Genomic DNA, 18735 nt, shown 5'->3' with positions numbered 1-18735 from the left:
CCCCTCTTCGCTTGCAGAGAGGGGCTGTGGCTATATTGGTTGATTTATATAGGAACCCGGTTTAATAGCGTGAAAAAATCTAATAACAATTTAATTAATGATTGCAACACATCCTTGGTTTAAGACGCGATGAATCGTGGGATGAAGAAGACGCGATTCATCGCGTCTCTACAAGATGTATGGTCTATTTGTTACGTTTTTCGATTGCGTGCAATCCGGTTGGGATCGGGTTTTTTGATAAAAATTATATATAGATGACAAAAACGCCTTGTAGAGACGGCGATTTATCGCGTCTTGCTCGTCCACAACACAACTCTCTTGCTCGTCCACAACACAACCCCATTCGTTCAGAACACAAGTCCATTCGTTCAGAACACAAGTCCATTCGTTCAGAACACAAGTCCATTCGTTCAGAACACAAGTCTGTTCGTTCAGAACACAAGTCCATTTGTTCAGAACACAAGTTCATTCGTTCAGAACACAGGTTCATTCATTCAGAACACAAGTTTATTCGTTCAGAACACAAGTCTATTGTCGTGTAATTACTGAGATAGCAATCCAATCTTATTACAAAAAACCCCTTTTTTGCAAGTTTTCCTGAACCACTATACTGTTCCATTGAGACACTCTAGAAAGATAAAGTTTAGTAAAAAGTATGCATTGATGCCACGTAAAAAAAGAAGCTCTCTCGTGCTAGAAAAAACCGAACAGAGAGTAATCGGATTTAAATCGATTAATTCCAGCCTCGATTTTGGCGATTCCATCAGCTTTAAACCACAGGTAACATCAAGATTCCTAACACTCCTAAGTTGAAGTGTCACTAGTGAGAATACTATTAAAATTAGGCATTCCATTAGTAGAAACTACCCTGGAAAAATAGTGTGAGGTTGGAGTAATGGATGAACAGCATCGGTACTTGCAAATCGCCCTTATTGTTGTTGGAATTGCTTTTCTCCTGATCTATCCGTTGATGAATATCTGGCCATCGGGCTGGTCATGGCAACCAGGTCAACACGAATACGAACAGATGATCATCGGCATTTATGGGACGCTCGGTGTATTTTTACTACGGGCTTCTCGAAAACCAGAAGCGCATCTCAGTTTAATCTGGTTTACCGTCTGGTCGAGTGTTGTTCACGCACTGATTATGGCGGTACAGGCAGTGATTGACCCTGCGGAACATGGACACCTCTTTGGCGACGTTCCAGCATTGATCTTGGTGGCAATTGTCCTTGGTTTCCTAGCGTCACGCGAAGTAGTGTCAGTGCATGAATGAGAGCGGCATAACAAATCAAATGTAGCAGACAGAAGAAAGCTTTGGGTGCGTTTTATGGGGTACGCAAGAGCGGATTGCATTAGTAAAGCCTAAGCTGTTCCAGATTTAATTTGCATAAGCTGGGCGCGCAAACTCCACAAGAATTATATTTAATTTGATTATGCAAATTAGATGTTTTTTAGCCTATCACCCGGTTAAAGTCTACCGCAGATTCAAAAGCCGCTACGGCGTAATGAGCAATAAGTAGGCATCATCCACGGTGAATGATGCCCGTTGTTTTGCGTAGGCGTAGCCCGCACTTCTCTACGAGACGCTGCGCGAAGACATGGTTCGACTCCGCTCACCAGCAGCTCAGTGACCACCGCAGGCATCGTATGCTCGCAGTTTTATTCTTCAATCAACTCAAAATCAACTCGCTCGTAAATATCACGCAAGGCAATTTGAAAATCGATAGAATCTAAGACTAAAACTGCATCTTCACCTTCATATTCCTTAAAAATCCATTGACCTTCTGCTTGCTTGGCAAATTGTTCCACAGCAAAACTATACTGGTCAATCATGATATATTCTTGAAAACCAGGAATTGAACGATAATATTTAAACTTATCTGTTTTATCATAATTTTTAGTTGAATTTGATAAGACTTCAACAATTAATAAGGGATTAGTAATAGTTGTTGTAACTGTTCCCTCATAAATAGGCTTACCTTTGATGACTATAATATCAGGATAAGTATAAAGGCGATAACGAGGGATTGATAATTTCACATCCCCTATGTAAATCTCATAATCTTGTTCTTGCACAGTCAGGGGAAACCTTTTATAAAAATTACCTGCAATCTTATTGTGGTTAGTTGTCCCCCCTGTCATAGGTATAATTTCTCCATCTTTATATTCATTTTTATATTCAGCCTTCTCTTCTAATTCCAAATATTCTTCAGGGGTGTAGTAACGCTTTTCTGTTTGTAAAACCATATTAATTAACTCATAAAATGAGGGAATGGATATGTTATCAATAGCGTAACGTACCCGAAAGATAGGGAAAATAAATATTTTTGTTATACAAATACGGTTGCAGACAATGTAACAATAGCGATCGCAAGCAAATACTTTTAGCGATATCCACCAGTGAACGCCCCTACCAATATCTCTGCACAAACTCAGAATCGCAAAGCCGATCACATTCGGATCTGCTTAGAGGAAGATGTTCAGTCTCATCAAATCACCAATGGACTGGAACGTTATCGCTTCACCCATTCTTGCTTACCCGAACTAAACCACAACGATATTGATATCAGTACAACTTTCCTGGGGAAACACCTTAGCGCACCTTTGTTAATTTCTTCCATGACTGGCGGAACAGAACAAGCCGCAATGATTAACCAACGTTTGGCCCAAGTCGCGCAACACTACAAAATTGCAATGGGTGTCGGTTCCCAGCGAGTAGCAGTAGAAAAACCCCAAGTAGCTGATACTTTTGCTGTCCGCAAGTATGCGCCCGATGTTCTGCTATTTGCAAACTTAGGCGCTGTGCAACTTAACTACAAGTACGGTTTAGATGAATGTCTGCGCGTAGTTGATATCCTAGAGGCTGATGCCCTGATTTTACACATTAACCCTCTACAAGAGTGCATTCAACCCAAAGGTGATACTAATTTTCGGGGTTTGATTGACAAAATATCTGAGTTGTGCATTAAGATGCCAGTGCCAGTGATTGCGAAGGAAGTTGGTAACGGCATTTCAGCAGCGATCGCCAACAAACTCATTGACGCCGGAGTAGCAGCAATTGATGTGGCTGGTGCGGGGGGTACTTCTTGGGCAAAGGTGGAAAGTGAACGGGCAGAAAATCCCTTACAACGTCGCTTAGGGAAGACTTTTGCCGATTGGGGTTTACCGACGGCAGAGTGCATTACAACTATTAGAGCGATCGCTCCAGATGTACCCTTAATTGCTTCAGGTGGTTTGCGTCATGGACTGGATGTTGCAGCAGCGATCGCTTTGGGAGCAGATATAGCTGGTTTAGCAATGCCTTTTTTGCAAGCAGCAGCAACATCAGAAACAGCAGTTGCCGAACTGGCTGAAGTATTAATTGCCGAAATCACCACAGTCTTATTCTGCACTGGCAACGCCACCTTATGTCAGTTACAGCACTCTGGTAGTTTACAGCGCATACAATAGGTAAACAGGTCATTGGTCATTAGTCTTTTATTTATAACCAATGCCCAATGATCCATGCCCAATAACTAATAACTAATAACTAATAACTAATGCGTAATTTTATCAAACAAACTTTTGCTAGTTTAATTGGCACCTTACTAGGACTAATTATTTTCGGTGGTCTGGGAACCACTGGACTGTTATTGCTGATATTGGCTGCTAGCTCCTCTAAAGATACTGGGCCAAATGTGAAAGATAAGTCAATGCTGGTTTTTGACTTGTCGATGAAAATTACTGATAGCGAACCTAGTTCTAGCGAACTGTTTCAAAACACAATATCAGGTGTGGATGAAGAAAGAATATCACTCCGCAAAGTTGTGGAAACTTTGGAAAAGGCGCGACGCGATCCGCGAATTGTCGGTATCTACATAGATGCAACAACGACAAGCCAAGCTAGTAATGTTGGCTATGCCTCCCTTAAAGAAATTCGGAAAGCTTTGGAGGAGTTTCGCGCTGCTGGGAAAAAGATTGTGGCCTATGGCAGTGATTGGAGTGAAAAGGAATATTACGTTAGTTCAGTAGCAGATTCCATTGTACTTAATCCTTTGGGAATGATGGAAGTCAACGGTTTGAGTTCACAACCGATGTTCTTGGCGGGAGCATTACAGAAGTACGGCATTGGTGTCCAAGTTGTGCGGGTGGGAAAATTTAAGGGAGCTGTTGAACCGTTTCTCCTCACAAAGTTGAGTCCAGAAAACCGCGAACAAACTCAGAAATTGTTGGATGATGTTTGGGGAGAGTGGCGCACTGCTGTGGGCGCAAGTCGGAAACTTGAACCTAACCAGTTGCAAGCGATCGCAGATAATCAGGCGCTACTGGAAGCCACACAAGCTAAAACCAGCGGTTTAGTCGATCAAGTACAATACCCCGATGAAGTGGTAACTGACCTCAAAAAGTTGACAGATAGCGATAAAGAAGACAAAACATTCCGACAAATTAGCTTGAATAGCTACGCCCAAGTTCCCGGCAAATCTTTGGGTGTAGAACGTAGTTCAAAAAATCAAATTGCCGTAGTTTATGCTGAGGGCGAGATTGTCGATGGTAAAGGTGATAGTGGACAAGTAGGAGGCGATCGCTTTGCGAAAATCTTCAACAGACTACGACAAGATAAGGATGTGAAGGCTGTTGTATTACGGATTAATAGTCCTGGTGGTAGCGCTACCGCATCTGAAGTCATGCAGCGAGAAGTGAAATTAACTCGTGAGGCGAAACCAGTTGTAGTGTCAATGGGTGATATCGCCGCCTCTGGTGGTTATTGGATTGCTAGCGACTCAAACCGTATTTTTGCAGAACCAAATACCATTACAGGTTCAATAGGTGTGTTTGGGGTGTTGTTTAATGGCGAAAAGCTGGCGAATGATAATGGCATCACCTGGGATTCGGTTAAAACCGGAACCTATGCTGATAGTCAAACAGTTTCGCGTCCAAAATCGCCTCAAGAGTTGGCACTTTATCAGCGCAGTGTTAACCGGATTTATAATATGTTTCTGAATAAAGTTTCTCAAGGTCGGAAACTCCCAGAACAAAAAGTAGCAGAAATTGCCCAAGGACGGGTTTGGTCGGGTGTGGCGGCCAAGGAAATTGGTTTGGTTGATGAAATTGGTGGTTTGAATACTGCGATCGCATATGCTGTCAAGGAGACGAAACTAGGAGAAGACTGGGAAGTGCAAGAATATCCTCGCACTAGCAGTTTCGGAGAACGGTTTTTTGGGCGTGTAACTGAAGAGGCGCGGACTGCTTTAGGAATTGAGGGGACGCAACTTAAACAATCCAATCCCCTCACCACTGAATTTCAGAAATTACAACAGGAAGTAGAGATTCTGCAAAAGATGAATGATCCACAAGGGGTTTACGCCCGCTTGCCTTTCAACTTGAAGATTGAGTAGCTTTTTATGCCGCGATCGCACTGACAATGCCCTTGCGATCGCAAGGGCATTGTCATACGGAGGAAACGTCTAAGTCTAACCAAAGCAACCGAAAATCCATTGAAGTGCAATCTATTGTTCTTTGTCCCATGCTTAAGGATGCTCTACTTTGCTAGAGACAATGCTATAGCCAGTGTTTTGGATACGTCCTTTCTTCTGCTAAATTATTGAAGATAACAGCGCACAGCACTAGAATCATCGATCCCTCAAAGGCAGGTGTTAGCAAAAATTGCCAGTCCGGTTTCGTCATCATGACGACTAATGCAACAGCACCCGAAGGTGGATGTAGAGTTCCAGTAAGTTGCATGATTCCGATCGCACTAGAAACAGCCATTCCCATTGCCAAGGGAGAAGCACCGAGAAAATGCAGAATTATCAGACTCACTATAGCAGCTAAAAGATTACCCCCAATGACATTGCGAGGTTGAGCCAAAGGACTGTCAGGAACACCAAATATCAAGACACTTGTAGCACCAAAAGGAGCCATCAGCAAAGGAGAATTAGTTTTTGCAGCAAGGTAAGACGTTGCAGTGATGGCTAAGAAACTACCGATCCAACTCCAAAAAACATGCCGATGATGAGGTCTGTCTATTGGACAGGTTAGCGGACAGGATCGCCATCTGCCAAAGGTTTTAAACCAATAATTTTTTAATTTCAACCGGACTTTTTTACCGTCAATCATGAATGAACCACTCGATAATCACGACTTCCTGACTTGACTGAGTAAGGCTTTACTAAAGTTACAATACCATGACATTTCTCAAAACCACTCTAAAAAGTATTCAAATATACAGATTTTTTTGTTTTATTAAAGATTAGGCTAAACGGGTCAATTTAAGTTGCATAAAAGTCAATACATTTCAGATAAGACCAAAACACTTGTAGAGACGGCGATTTATCGCGTCTCAAAAACCCACTGAACCGTATTGGCATAAAAGTAGGGCTGTTCGCGTTGGTGTAGCTTCTCGTAGAGAAGCGTTCCCCTAGGGTAGCCCTTACTGCAAGCTAATCATTCGGTAAAATGACTGACGATTAGCTTAGTTGAAATTACTCTTTGTTTGATTTCTTCTTGCTCCCTAACTGCACCAAGGCGGATGAGTTGGCCTCGCCAACTTCGTAATCAGACTTCTCTTCGCGTCAGCCTAATAAGTTTTTAAGCAGACATGATCTTTGTGGGTTAGGTGATTATCCAGTAACTAAATCACATCAAATATCTCAGAAATACTACTGAACCATCAAGACAATAAATGTAACTAACATATACATAAATATTGTCAGGATGCTGAATATGTCAGATTTACCGCTTCAGTGCAAAAATTTGAAAGAGCAAGTTGAGTCGATATTACAACTTTTACAACAAGAACCAACGCTACATTCTCAAGATATTACACCTGTACAAACTTCCCTAACTAAAGCGATTTCTCCCAAGTTTGAGATTGTGTTTGCAGGTGCATTTAGTGCTGGTAAATCAATGCTAATCAATGCACTGTTGGAGAGAGAATTACTCTACAGTGCAGAGGGACACGCTACAGGTACAGAATGCAAAATCGAGTATGCAGAAGTAGATAAAGAACGTGTTGTTTTGACGTTTTTAAGTGAAGCAGAAATTCGGGAACAAGTAGCTTATTTGTGTCAGCAGCTAGGATTTAAGACAGTACCTAATATCAACCAAGCTGATTTAATTAACTTGCTAAGTCAATATTCTGAAGCAATTATTCGGCAAGAGGGTGGTGAGAGTAAATCAGAACGTGCAAAACAGGCGAAGGCGTTAATGTTATTGGTAGAGGGATATATAGCAAATAGCGATCGCATCAATACGGTTAATAATGCTACATATTCAATGGAGCAATTTAATTTTTCTAACCTCAAGGAAGCGGCTGGATATGCCCGCCGTGGTAGTAATAGTGCAGTATTGAAGCGAATAGAATATTACTGTAATCATCCTCTGCTACAAGATGGCAATGTAATTATAGATACGCCTGGTATCGATGCACCAGTAGAGAAAGATGCACAGCTAACTTATGCCAAAATTCAACATCCTGATACTTCGGCGGTGGTATGTGTGCTAAAACCTGCTTCGGCGGGTGACATGACAAAAGAAGAAACAGAACTTTTAGAATTAATGCGGGAGAATGGGGGAGTACGCGATCGCGTTTTCTATATCTTCAACCGCATCGATGAAACTTGGTATAATACAGAACTACGGCAACGATTAGATACTTTAATTAGTGGGCAATTTAGCAATTCAAATAAGGTTTATAAAACCAGTGGATTATTAGGATTTTACGGCAGTCAAATTAAACAGACAAGCCAACAAGATAGATTTGGTTTAGATTCTGTTTTCGCAGAAAGTATTAAAGGTTTAGATGGTAATGAAGAAACACCGCAATTTGTCTATGCATTTAACAACTACTGTGTAAATTCAGGAAAACTATCTTCTACTAAATTCCGTGTCTCTGTTAACGGCTATGAAACTCCAAATCAAAATTATGTGCGGATTTTAGGAGATTCGGGAAATGAACTTATAGAACAGCTAATTCAAGATAGTGGGACTGAAGAATTTCGCACAGCTATTACTCGCTATCTTACACAAAAAAAGCGTCCACAATTATTTAAAAATCTTGCTGATGATTTGGAAGATGTTTGTATTAAACTGAAAAAACATTATCAGAGTGTACAACGTAATTTAGATAGTCAGCCTCAAGAGATTGAGATGATGAAGGCACAAGAAGTGCAACACCTAAATCAGCAACTCCAGCAAATTGGTAGAGAATTTAGTGAGCATATCACAGAAGAAGTTAACCATGTAATTAATAATTCTTGTGATGCTTTTGAAGCAGATTTTAGGCAATTGCAATCACGCATGATTCGCCGTCTAGATGAATTGCTAGATACTTTTTCTGTAGCTTATGCTTATCGGCGTGCCACCATCAGCCATCCTCGCAACGCTACCGCACCTTTGATTGCTATTTTAGTAGAGGCATTTTATTACTTAGCAAATCAATTAGAAGATATTTTGGTTGAATCTTCTCAGCAAGTAGTTGCAAATTATTTTCAGCGGTTAATTGAAAAGATTCGCAAATCCGAATATTATCGCCAGTTGTATCGTTTATTAGATCATGATGGCGGCATTGAACAAGAGATCAGGAATTTAGAAAAACAAGTTACTCAAGCATTGGTGAGTGCAGCTAGCGTAGAGTGTGATCGCTTCGTGCGAGAAAGTCCGAGATTTTATGATGAAGGCACTTTTTCTATATATCAATTTCGCCAAACTTTATCACAAACTTCTCAAGGTTATGACGCTGAAAGTATTGTAGAAGCAGAGCCAGCAATTAGGCAATTATTAAAGTTAGATTTTGAACCAAAAGTTTCGCAAACTATCCGTAAATCTTTCCGTCAAGCCATCAACCAAACCCTGAAAACTCAGTTATTGCCAATGGCAGATCAGCAAGCAGATGAGATTTTGCAGCAATATCCACAAGCGCGTGCTTATTTAGAGAAAACGCTGCAACAAGAAGCTGAAGAAAATATTGCAAATAATCGGCGATTATTGAATGTTGTCGAAGAAAATATTGCAGCATATAATTCAGCAGCTTCTAGTATCAATACTTGTTTGCAGTCTATGCAATTATATGACCATCTTTTGCCTGTAATTGGTGATTCATTTGACACTGATGGTAAGTTTGCTAATAATGGGTTTGTGATCTCAGATGTGGTACAAGAGGTTTAATTTTACATATCACAATCCGATTTGATTTGTGAAAATTAGCAGTGTTTAGATCCCCGACTTCTTTGAGAAGTCGGGGATCTAACTTTTTAGAATCCTAATCTCCAACTTAATGGTTATGACTATCAAGCGTCGGGAATTTCTCACAACCTGTGGACTCGCTACCCTAGCCACCCAGATATCACCACTTACCGCTGAAGGTAAACTACCCGCAAACACCATCCGCAAGCCGCCTCGTCTGCAATTAGGCGATACTGTAGGACTAATCGCGCCTGCGGGTATCGTTGACGCTAAAGACATCGAAGCAGCGCAGCAATCGGTTTCACAATTAGGGTTAAAAGTCAAGCTGGGGAAGCATATTTTAGATCGTTACGGCTATTTAGCGGGTAAAGATAGCGATCGCGCCCAGGATGTAAACTTGATGTTTAGCGATCGCACCATAAAAGCAATTATCGCCATGCGTGGTGGCTGGGGTTGTAATCGCATTTTACCTTTACTCAACTACTCGCTGATCCGCTCCCATCCGAAAATTCTCATGGGTTACAGCGATATTACGACGCTGTTATTGGCAATTAATGCCCGTAGTCAAATGATTACTTTTCATGGGCCAGTTGCTACGTCTACCTGGAATCAATTTACAGTGGATTACTTCAAGCGCATCCTATTTAATGCTGAAACTGTGACTATGCAAAATCTCAACCCTAGCGAAGTGCGGGTGCAGACAATAGCACGGGGAAAGGCAAGAGGTAAACTTGTGGGTGGAAACTTATCAGTGCTATCAGCGATGGTAGGTTCACCTTACCTACCTTCTTGGAACAAAAGCATCCTGTTTGTGGAAGAAATTGGCGAGGATGTTTACCGTCTAGATAGGATGCTGACACAGTTAAAAACTGCTGGGATACTTAATCAAATTGCTGGCTTTATCTTTGGGCAATGCACTAATTGTAGTCTTGGGGATGAACCGTCATTTAGTTTAATGCAAGTATTGCAAGACCACATACTTCCTTTGGGTATTCCTGCTTGGTATGGTTCAATGATTGGTCATATTAAAGATAAATTTACCTTGCCAATCGGTGTGGAAGTGGAAATAGATGCTGAACTTGGGACAATACGAATGTTAGAGGCGGCTGTTAGTCTGGTTTGAGCCACGAAAATCAGCAGCGCCACAGTGATTTTGATTAAGATTTTGATAGACAAGTATGAATTTCTCCTCGCCATGTTACGACTAACAGAAGTAAAGCTCCCGCTTGATCATCCTGAAGATGAGATCAAGTCTGCCATCCTCAAAAAGCTGCAAATCACGGACGAAGAATTGATCAGCTATTCTATCTTCAAGCGTAGCTACGATGCGCGTAAGAAAGGAGAGATCACTCTTGTTTATATTCTCGATGTAGAAACAACTCAGGAAACTCATCTACTCAAGCGCCTGAAAAAAGATCCCCATGTAATGGCCACGCCAGACATGAGTTATCGTCCAGTAGCACAAGCACCTAGTAATTTGGCGATTCGCCCCATCGTGATTGGTACAGGGCCTTGTGGCTTGTTTGCGGGTTTGATGCTGGCGCAAATGGGGTTCCGTCCCATCATTTTAGAACGTGGGAAAAAAGTTCGCGATCGCACTGCTGATACCTTTGGCTTTTGGAAGAAAAAATCAGACTTCAACCCAGAATCTAACGCCCAGTTTGGCGAAGGTGGTGCGGGTACATTTTCCGATGGCAAACTCTACAGTCAAGTCAAAGATCCTCAGCATTATGGACGTAAGGTACTAACCGAACTCGTCAATGCGGGAGCCTCACCGGAAATTCTCTATATCAACAAACCGCATATCGGCACCTTCAAACTGGTGGGAATCGTCCAAAGTATGCGTGCCAAAATCGAATCCCTCGGTGGCGAAATTCGCTTTGAAAGTCGGGTTGAAGATATCAACATCGAAAATGGACAGGTGCGGGGAGTCACCCTCGCTAATGGGGAATATATCGCCAGCGATCACGTCGTTCTGGCGGTGGGTCATAGCGCCCGCGATACCTTCCAAATGCTATTTGATCGTGGGGTTTACATCGAGCCGAAACCATTTTCCATCGGCTTTCGGGTCGAACATCCCCAGACTCTCATCGACCAATGTCGTTTCGGCCCTCAAGCTGGTCATAAGCTTTTAGGTGCTGCCGATTACAAACTCGTTCACCACTGCCAAAATGGTCGTTCCGTCTATAGTTTCTGCATGTGTCCAGGGGGCTTGGTAGTTGCAGCTGCATCAGAACCGGGGCGACTTGTCACCAATGGGATGAGCCAATACTCTCGCAATGAGCGCAATGCCAATAGTGCGATCGTTGTAGGCATCACACCCGAAGATTATCCGGGCAATGCCTTGGCGGGAATTGACTTCCAACGACGCTTGGAAGAAAAAGCTTTTGAGTTGGGCGGTGGAACTTATGAAGCTCCAGGGCAGTTGGTGGGTGACTTTCTCAACCATCGCCCCTCGACAGCATTTGGCACTGTTAAGCCGTCTTATACACCTGGGGTACATTTGGGTGATTTGAGCCAGAGTTTACCAGACTATGCGATCGCAGCCATCCGCGAAGCCCTTCCCGCTTTTGACAAACAAATTAAAGGATTTGCAATGGATGATGCCGTATTGACTGGGGTGGAAACCCGCACGTCATCACCGATTCGGATTAAACGCAAAGAGGATTATCAAAGTTTAAATACAGTCGGTCTTTATCCGGCTGGTGAAGGCGCGGGATATGCAGGGGGAATTCTCTCGGCTGGTATTGATGGGATTAAGGTAGCAGAGGCGGTGGCTTTAAGTATTTTGAGGAATTGAGTAGTTTAGCGCCGTAGGTATCGTCAAATCTGAAATAGTCAATGGGATACCTACGGTAAGCTGCCCTAGCACGAAGTACAAATAGTTGAGAGCAATCGGCTAGGTTATTTATTACTGGATTTTAATCATTGCTGATATCTTGTTGTGCCGTTTATGTAAAGTTTAAGAGTTTTTACTGAGGATACAATCACTACTTTATCAGGGGATTAAATAAGCGGCAATTGTTTAAATATCTGATAAAAATGACACCAAATTACAGGTATGTAAAAAGAAATACATATAAGATTCAAAGTATCGTAGTAGGGACTATTCTTTCAAAGTAAATATTTAGTAACTACCTACATCAATAACAATACATCTCGTTCGAAGTTTCAAGCAGAGTCCAAAATGAAAAAGAATTTTTCTTTCATATCAGCTTCAGTTTTATTAGTTTCTGGAATAACTTGTGCTTCAATTGCTGCACCAGTATATGCTGCACCCCGTGGCGGTCAAACTTCTTCAGCAATATGTAGCCTTGCCGATATTTCACTTGGAGGAGTTTCAGCTACAGCTTGTGACGGCCCAAATGCTGGTAATGACACAGGGGCACAAGGTACTTTGCTCCCTGAGCTAAATAATGGTCTTTTTAGCAGCTTTGTTGGTACTGGTGTGCAATGGACTTTAGCTGGCAAATCTGATGAGCCGAATCCCTTTGCGATTACAGCAGCCAATGACTTTAATTCTGGTACATGGGGTTTGGGCACAGCATTGTCCAGCAACACGTTTGTAGTTAGCCTCAAAACAAGTACTGCTTACACTGCTTACCTATTCAAAGATTATGATTTCTCTCAAGGTTTAACGGGAGTATTCAATACCATTGGTGTTGCTTTAGATGGCAGTGGAAAGGCAGGGAAAGATTTATCTCATGCCTCATTATTCGTCTCTAATATAGGGAAAAATCCTCCTCCTACTTCCGTTCCTGAACCGGCTTCTTTGTTAGGTCTTGGTTTAGTAGCAAGTGGAATGGTAATGGTTCGCCGCCGTCGCGCTATCTGATTACACGTTCTTAGGGTTTCATAGAATACAAGACTGAAACTACTTCAGAGGTTGAAGTAGTTTCAGTCTTGATCATCAAAAAATCGCAAAATCTGATCTGTTCTGGTCTTAGGAACGTGAATTAGATAAAATGCAAAACTTCATCCTCTATCTAGCTTCCCTCTTCTTTATAAGGCTACGGATTGAGGGTGAGGTAAGCCAGGAACATAAATTGTATGTTATTTAATTCTTATTCCTTAGTACAACTCATATTTCATTAACTGACAGGGCAGCGCTCCGTTATATACCGCAATCCGCTGGGATGATTTTAGTCCAATCGATTGAGACAGTTCCTTGTTCCCACTCAACACAAATGCAGTCCAGCCTTTGAAGCGTTGTTTCAGCACATCGCCCAAAAGTTTGTAAAATGCTCCTAAATCACTATCTCGCCCCAGCCGTTCGCCATAGGGTGGATTGCAGAATAAAATTCCACTGTCTGCGGGGGCGACAACATCGGCAAGCTCCATTTGAGAAAACCATACATGGTTATCAACGCCGCAGTTTTGAGCATTGTTAATCGCTTGCTCAATTATATTTTCATCGCGATCGCTTCCCCAAATAGGTGCGGGAAGGCTATCTAGTTGACTGTCCTTAGCTTCTTGGAGCAGCTTTTCTAAAAGGGACAGATCAAAATCGAGCCAAGTTTCAAATCCAAAGCACTCACGAAACAGCCCTGGGGCTATGTTCAGTGCCTTTAAGCTAGCTTCCAGCGGTAAAGTGCCAGATCCACAGAGAGGATCGTAGAACATCTGGTCTGGCTTCCAGCCCGAAAGTTGAATGAGCGCAGCAGCCAGAGATTCCTTGAGAGGGGCTGCTCCAACAGCAGGGCGGTAGCCTCGGCGATGCAGACTATTTCCAGAACTATCGAGTTTAACGGTACAAAAGTCACGTTCAATATGAACATTGACCCGCACATCTGGGTCATGAAGCTCTACATTTGAACGCTCACCCAGATTTTCTTTCTGCTGATCAACGATCGCATTTTTGATCTGGAGAGATGTGAAATGGCTGTGGTTGAGGTGAGCGTTTTTGCCTGTGACATTCACCGCCAGGGTCATGTCTGGCGTGAGATAGTTTACCCAATCGATGGACTGGATACCGCGATAGAGATCCTTGGCATCTTGGCAAGGAAATTCATGGATATTCACCAAGATTCGGAACGGCAGCCTAGCCCAGAGATTGACGCGATAAAGCAAGGTGCGATCGCCCTCAAAGGCTACACCGCAAAACCCTGGCTCCACTGAATGAGCACCCAGTTGCTCTAACTCCTGAGCCGCGAGGGTTTCTAATCCACGAGCAACCGTTGCAAAATAATTCATAATTCGTAATTCGTAATTCGTAATTAATGCGTACTAGGAACTCAATTTATTGGTTTTTCAGAGAAGCGACTTTTCGAACTTAGATTAATCTAAATATTTTTAAAATCAATCATTGTCTGACGATAAGTATCTGGCAATCCTATATCAAAACATTTACCTTTAACAAGATATCCTGTCATTCCCTCTTCCTGACGCAATTCCTCAAGACAGGATGTTAACTGAAATTCACCTCGTTCTCGGAAATTTTTGTTGATATGTTCTGCTAGAAAGTCAAAAATTTTCGGCGTTAGTAAATATAAGCCAAATATACATAAAAACTCATTTTCTGGCATTCCCTCTACACGCAAATGCTGTTGTGCATATTCAATGGTAGGCTTTTCATAGAGTTGTTTAACTGACAAAATAGAGTTTAACTCTTGCCAAACTCCTGTTACACACCCAGCTTTATGAATAATTTCTGCTGGCATTGTAGTTAAGCTAACAACGCTTTGATTGACTTGTTCATAAACATCTAAAACTTGACGCGCACAAGATTTTTCAATGTCAGATGCATAAATGTGGTCGCCCAACATGAGCAAAAACGGCTCATTTTGCACCCAATCCTTAGCACAAAATACTGCATGACCATAGCCCAATTGCTCCTCTTGCAATAAAATGGTAACTCTGCTACCTAAATCTTCTATATATCGGCTATATTCTTGATTTTGCGGTGAAAGTTTATCTAAAAGTTCTTTTTTAGGTGGGTTTTTCAATAAATTTTCAAAGATTTCTTGATCATCTGGCTGCACCACAATCCCTACTTCTGCAATCCCAGCATTAATTGCCTCTTCAATAATTGCGATAATTACAGGTTTTGCCCTACCATCTCGATCAATAATCGGGAAAAGTTCTTTTTTCACAACTTTGGTAGCTGGAAACAAACGAGTGCCGAAACCAGCTACTGGAATCACAGCTTTTCTAACTTTATTTTTCTGCATAAATCATCAGTCCTCATCAGCTTAAAATCTCCCCTCCTCTCTCTGTGCCTCTGCGGTTCTTCATCCCAACTTCTCAAATAACTCCGCCAACACCACATTAGAAAACAAAAACCCTTGGGGATCAAGCAAACGCAACCTTCCCTCTGCAACTTCCACCCAACCTTTATCAAAATATAATTGCAAACATTTGCAAATTTCCTCCACCTTCTCCTCCCCAAACACCTCCGCCAACACCACCAAACTTACACCCTCCGCCAAACGCAACCCCAACATTAACGTTTCTAACAATACTTCCTTTGGGGGAGTCACATCACAATCAATCACACCACCAGCTTCCACCCACTGGTAATACTCCCTAGTCTTGCGCGCACGAGTGAAGCGTTTCCCTTCCAAATAACTCGCTGCACCCATGCCAAAGCCATAATAAGGGCGGTTTTCCCAATACACTCGATTATGCCGACACTGATGGCCAGATTGAGCATAATTAGAAATTTCATAATGCTCATAACCTGCACTAGTTAAAACCTGCTGCCCCATCTGGTACATTTTGACTGTGGCTTCATCCGTCGGCAAGGGAGTATCACCAGGTTTGTAGTAACGACCAAAGGCTGTACCTGGTTCGATGGTAAGATCATAAATAGATATATGAGTGGGTAGAAGCGCTACCGCTTTTGTTAGAGAATCCTGCCATTGATCCAAAGACTGATGTGGCAACCCAGAAATTAAGTCTAAGCTGAATTCGGGAATCTCGACTTGGTGAATTAGTTCCACAGCTGCGAAAATATCTTCAACTGAGTGCGATCGCCCCGCCCTTTGCAATAATTCTGATTGAAAGGCTTGTACACCTAAACTTACCCGGTTTACGCCTGCACTGCGATAGCCTGCTATATGTGCTAAATCAAAGGTACCTGGGTCAATTTCCATAGAAATTTCTGCCCCGGAAGCAATGCCAAAATGCTTCTCTAGCTCTGTTACTATCCTTTGTAGCTGCTCTATTGATAGCAGCGAAGGAGTACCACCACCGAAGAAAATTGTCTTCAGGGGTTGACCAAATGCTGGTGTAATGGCAATTTCTTGACATAGCACCTCAACGTATTGGGAGATAGTACCAGATGTTTCGCCCCGCAAGCGATCGCCCACAACAGACACCGGGAAATCACAATAAAAACACCGCCGTCTGCAAAAGGGAATATGCACATAAGCAGAACTCGCAATTCCAGAAATACTAAATTTTTGACTCATTTTGAGAAAGAATTAAGTTAAGCCAACTGCGAATTAGAGACAATGAAAATAAGTAGTTTATTTACAAGTTTTTGTCGTTTTACAACGAAACAATGAAAAATATTAAGATAAAAGCCTTTGGTTATAATAATTGCAGATATTGCCCTACTAAACCCTTAGTGTAAGTCAATATTGATGAGTCTATCTTACCGATGAAATAAAAAATACTTAACTTTATCGGTTACCACAGTTGCAGGAAAACAAGACAACCATGCTTGACGCCATTATTATTTTCTCATTTATCTTGGCAGCGTCGGGAATAGGGTTCTACAGCATTGAACTACTACCCAATGGCACTCTCGATCAGGTAACAAATCTTGAAGCTTTACGCTTAGTTGTTGCCGTCTTTGCCGCTATTATTGGTGGTGCGATCGGGCTGAGTTTCCAGACGACGTATCGTCGTCTAGAATCACAAGTCAAAGAAATGCCTCTGGAAGTGATCTTAACTCGTGCCATTGGCTTAGTGATTGGGCTATTGCTAGCTAACCTCATGCTAGCCCCACTATTTTTACTACCTATACCGGCGGATTTTGGATTTATTAAGCCACTAGTGGCAGTTGTCGGCAGTATTATCCTCTCCGTTACTGGCATGAATTTGGCAGACACTCACGGGCGAGGTTTATTGCGCTTCATTAATCCCAACACCGTCGAATCGATGGTAGTGGAAGGGACGCTAAAACCAGCTAATACTAAAGTTTTAGATACTAGCTGCATTATTGATGGTCGCATTGAAGCCTTACTAGAAACAGGGTTTCTGGAAGGACAAATTCTTGTACCACAGTTTGTCTTGCAAGAACTCCAACAAGTAGCGGATGCTAGCAAAGACCAAAAGCGGGTGCGGGGAAGACGAGGACTAGAAATTCTCAACCGTATTAAAGAAGAATATCCCGATCGCATCGTGATTAATGCAATTGATTACGAAGATATTCCCACAGTAGATGCCAAGTTGGTGCGCTTTGCCCAAGAAATCAGCGGTACACTGTTAACCAACGACTACAACTTGTCTAAAGTCGCCAGCGTTCAGAAAGTACCTGTTTTGAATGTGAATGATTTAGTAAATGCCGTCCGTCCCAGTTATTTACCTGGCGACAACTTGGATTTGAAAATTCTCAAGGAAGGCAAAGAACCGAGTCAAGGCATTGGCTATCTAGACGACGGCACAATGGTAGTCGTTGAAGAAGGTAGCAGTTATGTGGGTGGTGAACTGCGAGTAGTAGTCACTAGTGCTTTGCAAACCACCGCAGGACGGATGATTTTTGCCAAACCCCAAGCTTCAGCATTGGCGTGAAACAATGGGATGTTCAATTCGAGTGACACTTAGTAATCGGTGCAGGTTGACTGCACCGATTATTTATTGATTAGACTCACGAGATTCATTTGCTTGTAAATTCTGTAACTGATCAATAGATAACCCTGTGACTCTGGCAATCTGTTCTAATGGCATACCAGTATTAAATAGATTTCTTGCCACTTCAAGTAAAGCTTCAGCTTTGCCTTCAGCCTTCCCTTCAGCTTTGCCTTCGTCTAAAATATCTTGATAAATCACTGACTCGCGCATAATATCTGACCACATCTATATATTCTAATTTTCATAAATCTCTAATGGTAAATTATCTGGATCTTTAAAGAAAGTAAATTTCTTACCTGTAATTTCATCAACTCTGATATTTTCTACCTCTAACCCTTTTGATTTTAAATAAATAACAGTTTCCTCTACATCATCAACTTTAAAAGCAAGATGTCTTAAACCACAAGACTCTGGTTTACTAGGTCTTTCTGGAGGATTGGGGAAAGAGAATAGTTCGATTTGAGTATTTTCTGCAACTTTTAAATCTAATTTATAAGAATTTCTTGCGGCGCGAAAAGTCTCTTGAATAATCGAAAAGCCTAAAACTTCTACATAAAATTTTTTGGAGCGATCGTAGTCAGAACAAATAACAGCTACATGATGAATACCAGTGGTTTTCATTGGAGTTTTGCTTTTTTTTAGTACAATTATTAAGAAAGTGTACGTAGGTGGAAACCCAACCACAAAACACTTTTGCAAGAGTTCTCTAGAATTATACGGAACAATTCTGGATAATATCTCAATGGGAACGTAAAAAAGAAATTTTCCGTA

General features: G+C 41.9%; 15 protein-coding genes. 8 read left to right on the top strand and 7 right to left on the bottom strand.

The features are described from left to right. The first annotated feature begins 895 nt into the window (after positions 1-895). The gene (locus F8R90_RS27240; RefSeq protein ID WP_196513277.1) at positions 896-1276 is read left to right on the top strand and encodes a DUF6632 domain-containing protein; all 381 of its coding nucleotides are present in this window, start codon (positions 896-898) and stop codon (positions 1274-1276) included. A gap of 386 nt (positions 1277-1662) precedes the next feature. On the opposite strand, the gene F8R90_RS27235 is transcribed toward F8R90_RS27240, so the two are convergent. Beyond that, positions 1663-2250: a Uma2 family endonuclease gene (locus tag F8R90_RS27235; protein WP_196513276.1), complete on the bottom strand. Its 588-nt coding sequence runs from the start codon at positions 2248-2250 to the stop codon at positions 1663-1665. Positions 2251-2403: 153 nt separating this feature from the next. Between F8R90_RS27235 and fni the strand changes: the two genes are divergently transcribed. Then, positions 2404-3453 carry a type 2 isopentenyl-diphosphate Delta-isomerase gene (fni, locus tag F8R90_RS27230; RefSeq protein WP_196513275.1) on the top strand — a complete coding sequence of 350 codons (1050 nt, stop codon included), beginning with the start codon at positions 2404-2406 and terminating at the stop codon, positions 3451-3453. 89 nt (positions 3454-3542) lie between these two features. Beyond that, positions 3543-5378, top strand: coding sequence for a signal peptide peptidase SppA (gene sppA / locus F8R90_RS27225; RefSeq protein ID WP_196513274.1), 1836 nt, complete (start codon positions 3543-3545; stop codon positions 5376-5378). A 163-nt stretch (positions 5379-5541) separates the two neighbouring features. On the opposite strand, the gene F8R90_RS27220 is transcribed toward sppA, so the two are convergent. Further along, positions 5542-6099, bottom strand: a complete 558-nt coding sequence (locus F8R90_RS27220; RefSeq protein WP_196513273.1) for an HPP family protein — start codon at positions 6097-6099, stop codon at positions 5542-5544. 606 nt (positions 6100-6705) lie between these two features. Here F8R90_RS27220 and F8R90_RS27215 point away from each other — a divergent pair. From F8R90_RS27215 to F8R90_RS27200, 4 genes are all read left to right on the top strand, one after another. Then, positions 6706-9147: a dynamin-like GTPase family protein gene (locus tag F8R90_RS27215; RefSeq protein WP_196513272.1), complete on the top strand. Its 2442-nt coding sequence runs from the start codon at positions 6706-6708 to the stop codon at positions 9145-9147. A gap of 115 nt (positions 9148-9262) precedes the next feature. After that, entirely contained in the window at positions 9263-10288 is a 1026-nt protein-coding gene (locus F8R90_RS27210; RefSeq protein ID WP_196513271.1) for a S66 peptidase family protein, read from the top strand. A gap of 24 nt (positions 10289-10312) precedes the next feature. Beyond that, positions 10313-11965 (top strand): NAD(P)/FAD-dependent oxidoreductase, encoded by a 1653-nt coding sequence (locus F8R90_RS27205; protein WP_331000732.1) that lies wholly within the window; start codon positions 10313-10315, stop codon positions 11963-11965. A gap of 387 nt (positions 11966-12352) precedes the next feature. Beyond that, positions 12353-13000 carry a PEP-CTERM sorting domain-containing protein gene (locus F8R90_RS27200; protein ID WP_196513270.1) on the top strand — a complete coding sequence of 216 codons (648 nt, stop codon included), beginning with the start codon at positions 12353-12355 and terminating at the stop codon, positions 12998-13000. A 236-nt stretch (positions 13001-13236) separates the two neighbouring features. Here the strand turns inward: F8R90_RS27200 and F8R90_RS27195 are convergent, their stop codons facing one another. The 3 genes from F8R90_RS27195 to hemW all read right to left on the bottom strand — a co-directional run bounded on the left by F8R90_RS27195 (position 13237) and on the right by hemW (position 16577). Continuing rightward, positions 13237-14358 carry a THUMP domain-containing class I SAM-dependent RNA methyltransferase gene (locus tag F8R90_RS27195; protein WP_196513269.1) on the bottom strand — a complete coding sequence of 374 codons (1122 nt, stop codon included), beginning with the start codon at positions 14356-14358 and terminating at the stop codon, positions 13237-13239. A gap of 89 nt (positions 14359-14447) precedes the next feature. After that, entirely contained in the window at positions 14448-15335 is an 888-nt protein-coding gene (locus tag F8R90_RS27190; RefSeq protein ID WP_196513268.1) for a sugar phosphate nucleotidyltransferase, read from the bottom strand. Positions 15336-15395: 60 nt separating this feature from the next. Next, positions 15396-16577 carry a radical SAM family heme chaperone HemW gene (hemW, locus tag F8R90_RS27185; RefSeq protein ID WP_196513267.1) on the bottom strand — a complete coding sequence of 394 codons (1182 nt, stop codon included), beginning with the start codon at positions 16575-16577 and terminating at the stop codon, positions 15396-15398. A 250-nt stretch (positions 16578-16827) separates the two neighbouring features. Here hemW and F8R90_RS27180 point away from each other — a divergent pair, with 250 nt between their 5' ends. Then, positions 16828-17904, top strand: a complete 1077-nt coding sequence (locus F8R90_RS27180) for a PIN/TRAM domain-containing protein (RefSeq protein ID WP_190891524.1) — start codon at positions 16828-16830, stop codon at positions 17902-17904. Between the two features lie 63 nt (positions 17905-17967). Here the strand turns inward: F8R90_RS27180 and F8R90_RS27175 are convergent, their stop codons facing one another. After that, on the bottom strand, positions 17968-18189 hold the full coding sequence (locus F8R90_RS27175; protein ID WP_230966930.1) for a hypothetical protein: 222 nt from the start codon (positions 18187-18189) through the stop codon (positions 17968-17970). 9 nt (positions 18190-18198) lie between these two features. Continuing rightward, positions 18199-18585: an SMU1112c/YaeR family gloxylase I-like metalloprotein gene (gene gloA2, locus F8R90_RS27170; RefSeq protein WP_190891983.1), complete on the bottom strand. Its 387-nt coding sequence runs from the start codon at positions 18583-18585 to the stop codon at positions 18199-18201. Between the last annotated feature and the right edge of the window lie 150 nt (positions 18586-18735).

It is taken from the genome of Nostoc sp. NZL (genome assembly GCF_015714705.1).
GTDB classification, from domain to species: domain Bacteria; phylum Cyanobacteriota; class Cyanobacteriia; order Cyanobacteriales; family Nostocaceae; genus Nostoc; species Nostoc foliaceum_A.
The sequence above is the reverse complement of the archived record's forward strand: the minus strand, read 5'-3'. Positions and strand labels throughout refer to the sequence as shown.

Bases quoted from the DNA above. Each gene is read 5' to 3' on its own strand.
- F8R90_RS27240 (WP_196513277.1), top strand. From the start codon at position 896: ATGGATGAACAGCATCGGTACTTGCAAATCGCCCTTATTGTTGTTGGA.
- F8R90_RS27235 (WP_196513276.1), bottom strand. From the start codon at position 2,250: ATGGTTTTACAAACAGAAAAGCGTTACTACACCCCTGAAGAATATTTG.
- sppA (WP_196513274.1), top strand. From the start codon at position 3,543: ATGCGTAATTTTATCAAACAAACTTTTGCTAGTTTAATTGGCACCTTA.
- F8R90_RS27220 (WP_196513273.1), bottom strand. From the start codon at position 6,099: ATGATTGACGGTAAAAAAGTCCGGTTGAAATTAAAAAATTATTGGTTT.
- F8R90_RS27215 (WP_196513272.1), top strand. From the start codon at position 6,706: ATGTCAGATTTACCGCTTCAGTGCAAAAATTTGAAAGAGCAAGTTGAG.
- F8R90_RS27210 (WP_196513271.1), top strand. From the start codon at position 9,263: ATGACTATCAAGCGTCGGGAATTTCTCACAACCTGTGGACTCGCTACC.
- F8R90_RS27200 (WP_196513270.1), top strand. From the start codon at position 12,353: ATGAAAAAGAATTTTTCTTTCATATCAGCTTCAGTTTTATTAGTTTCT.
- F8R90_RS27195 (WP_196513269.1), bottom strand. From the start codon at position 14,358: ATGAATTATTTTGCAACGGTTGCTCGTGGATTAGAAACCCTCGCGGCT.
- F8R90_RS27190 (WP_196513268.1), bottom strand. From the start codon at position 15,335: ATGCAGAAAAATAAAGTTAGAAAAGCTGTGATTCCAGTAGCTGGTTTC.
- hemW (WP_196513267.1), bottom strand. From the start codon at position 16,577: ATGAGTCAAAAATTTAGTATTTCTGGAATTGCGAGTTCTGCTTATGTG.
- F8R90_RS27180 (WP_190891524.1), top strand. From the start codon at position 16,828: ATGCTTGACGCCATTATTATTTTCTCATTTATCTTGGCAGCGTCGGGA.
- F8R90_RS27175 (WP_230966930.1), bottom strand. From the start codon at position 18,189: ATGTGGTCAGATATTATGCGCGAGTCAGTGATTTATCAAGATATTTTA.
- gloA2 (WP_190891983.1), bottom strand. From the start codon at position 18,585: ATGAAAACCACTGGTATTCATCATGTAGCTGTTATTTGTTCTGACTAC.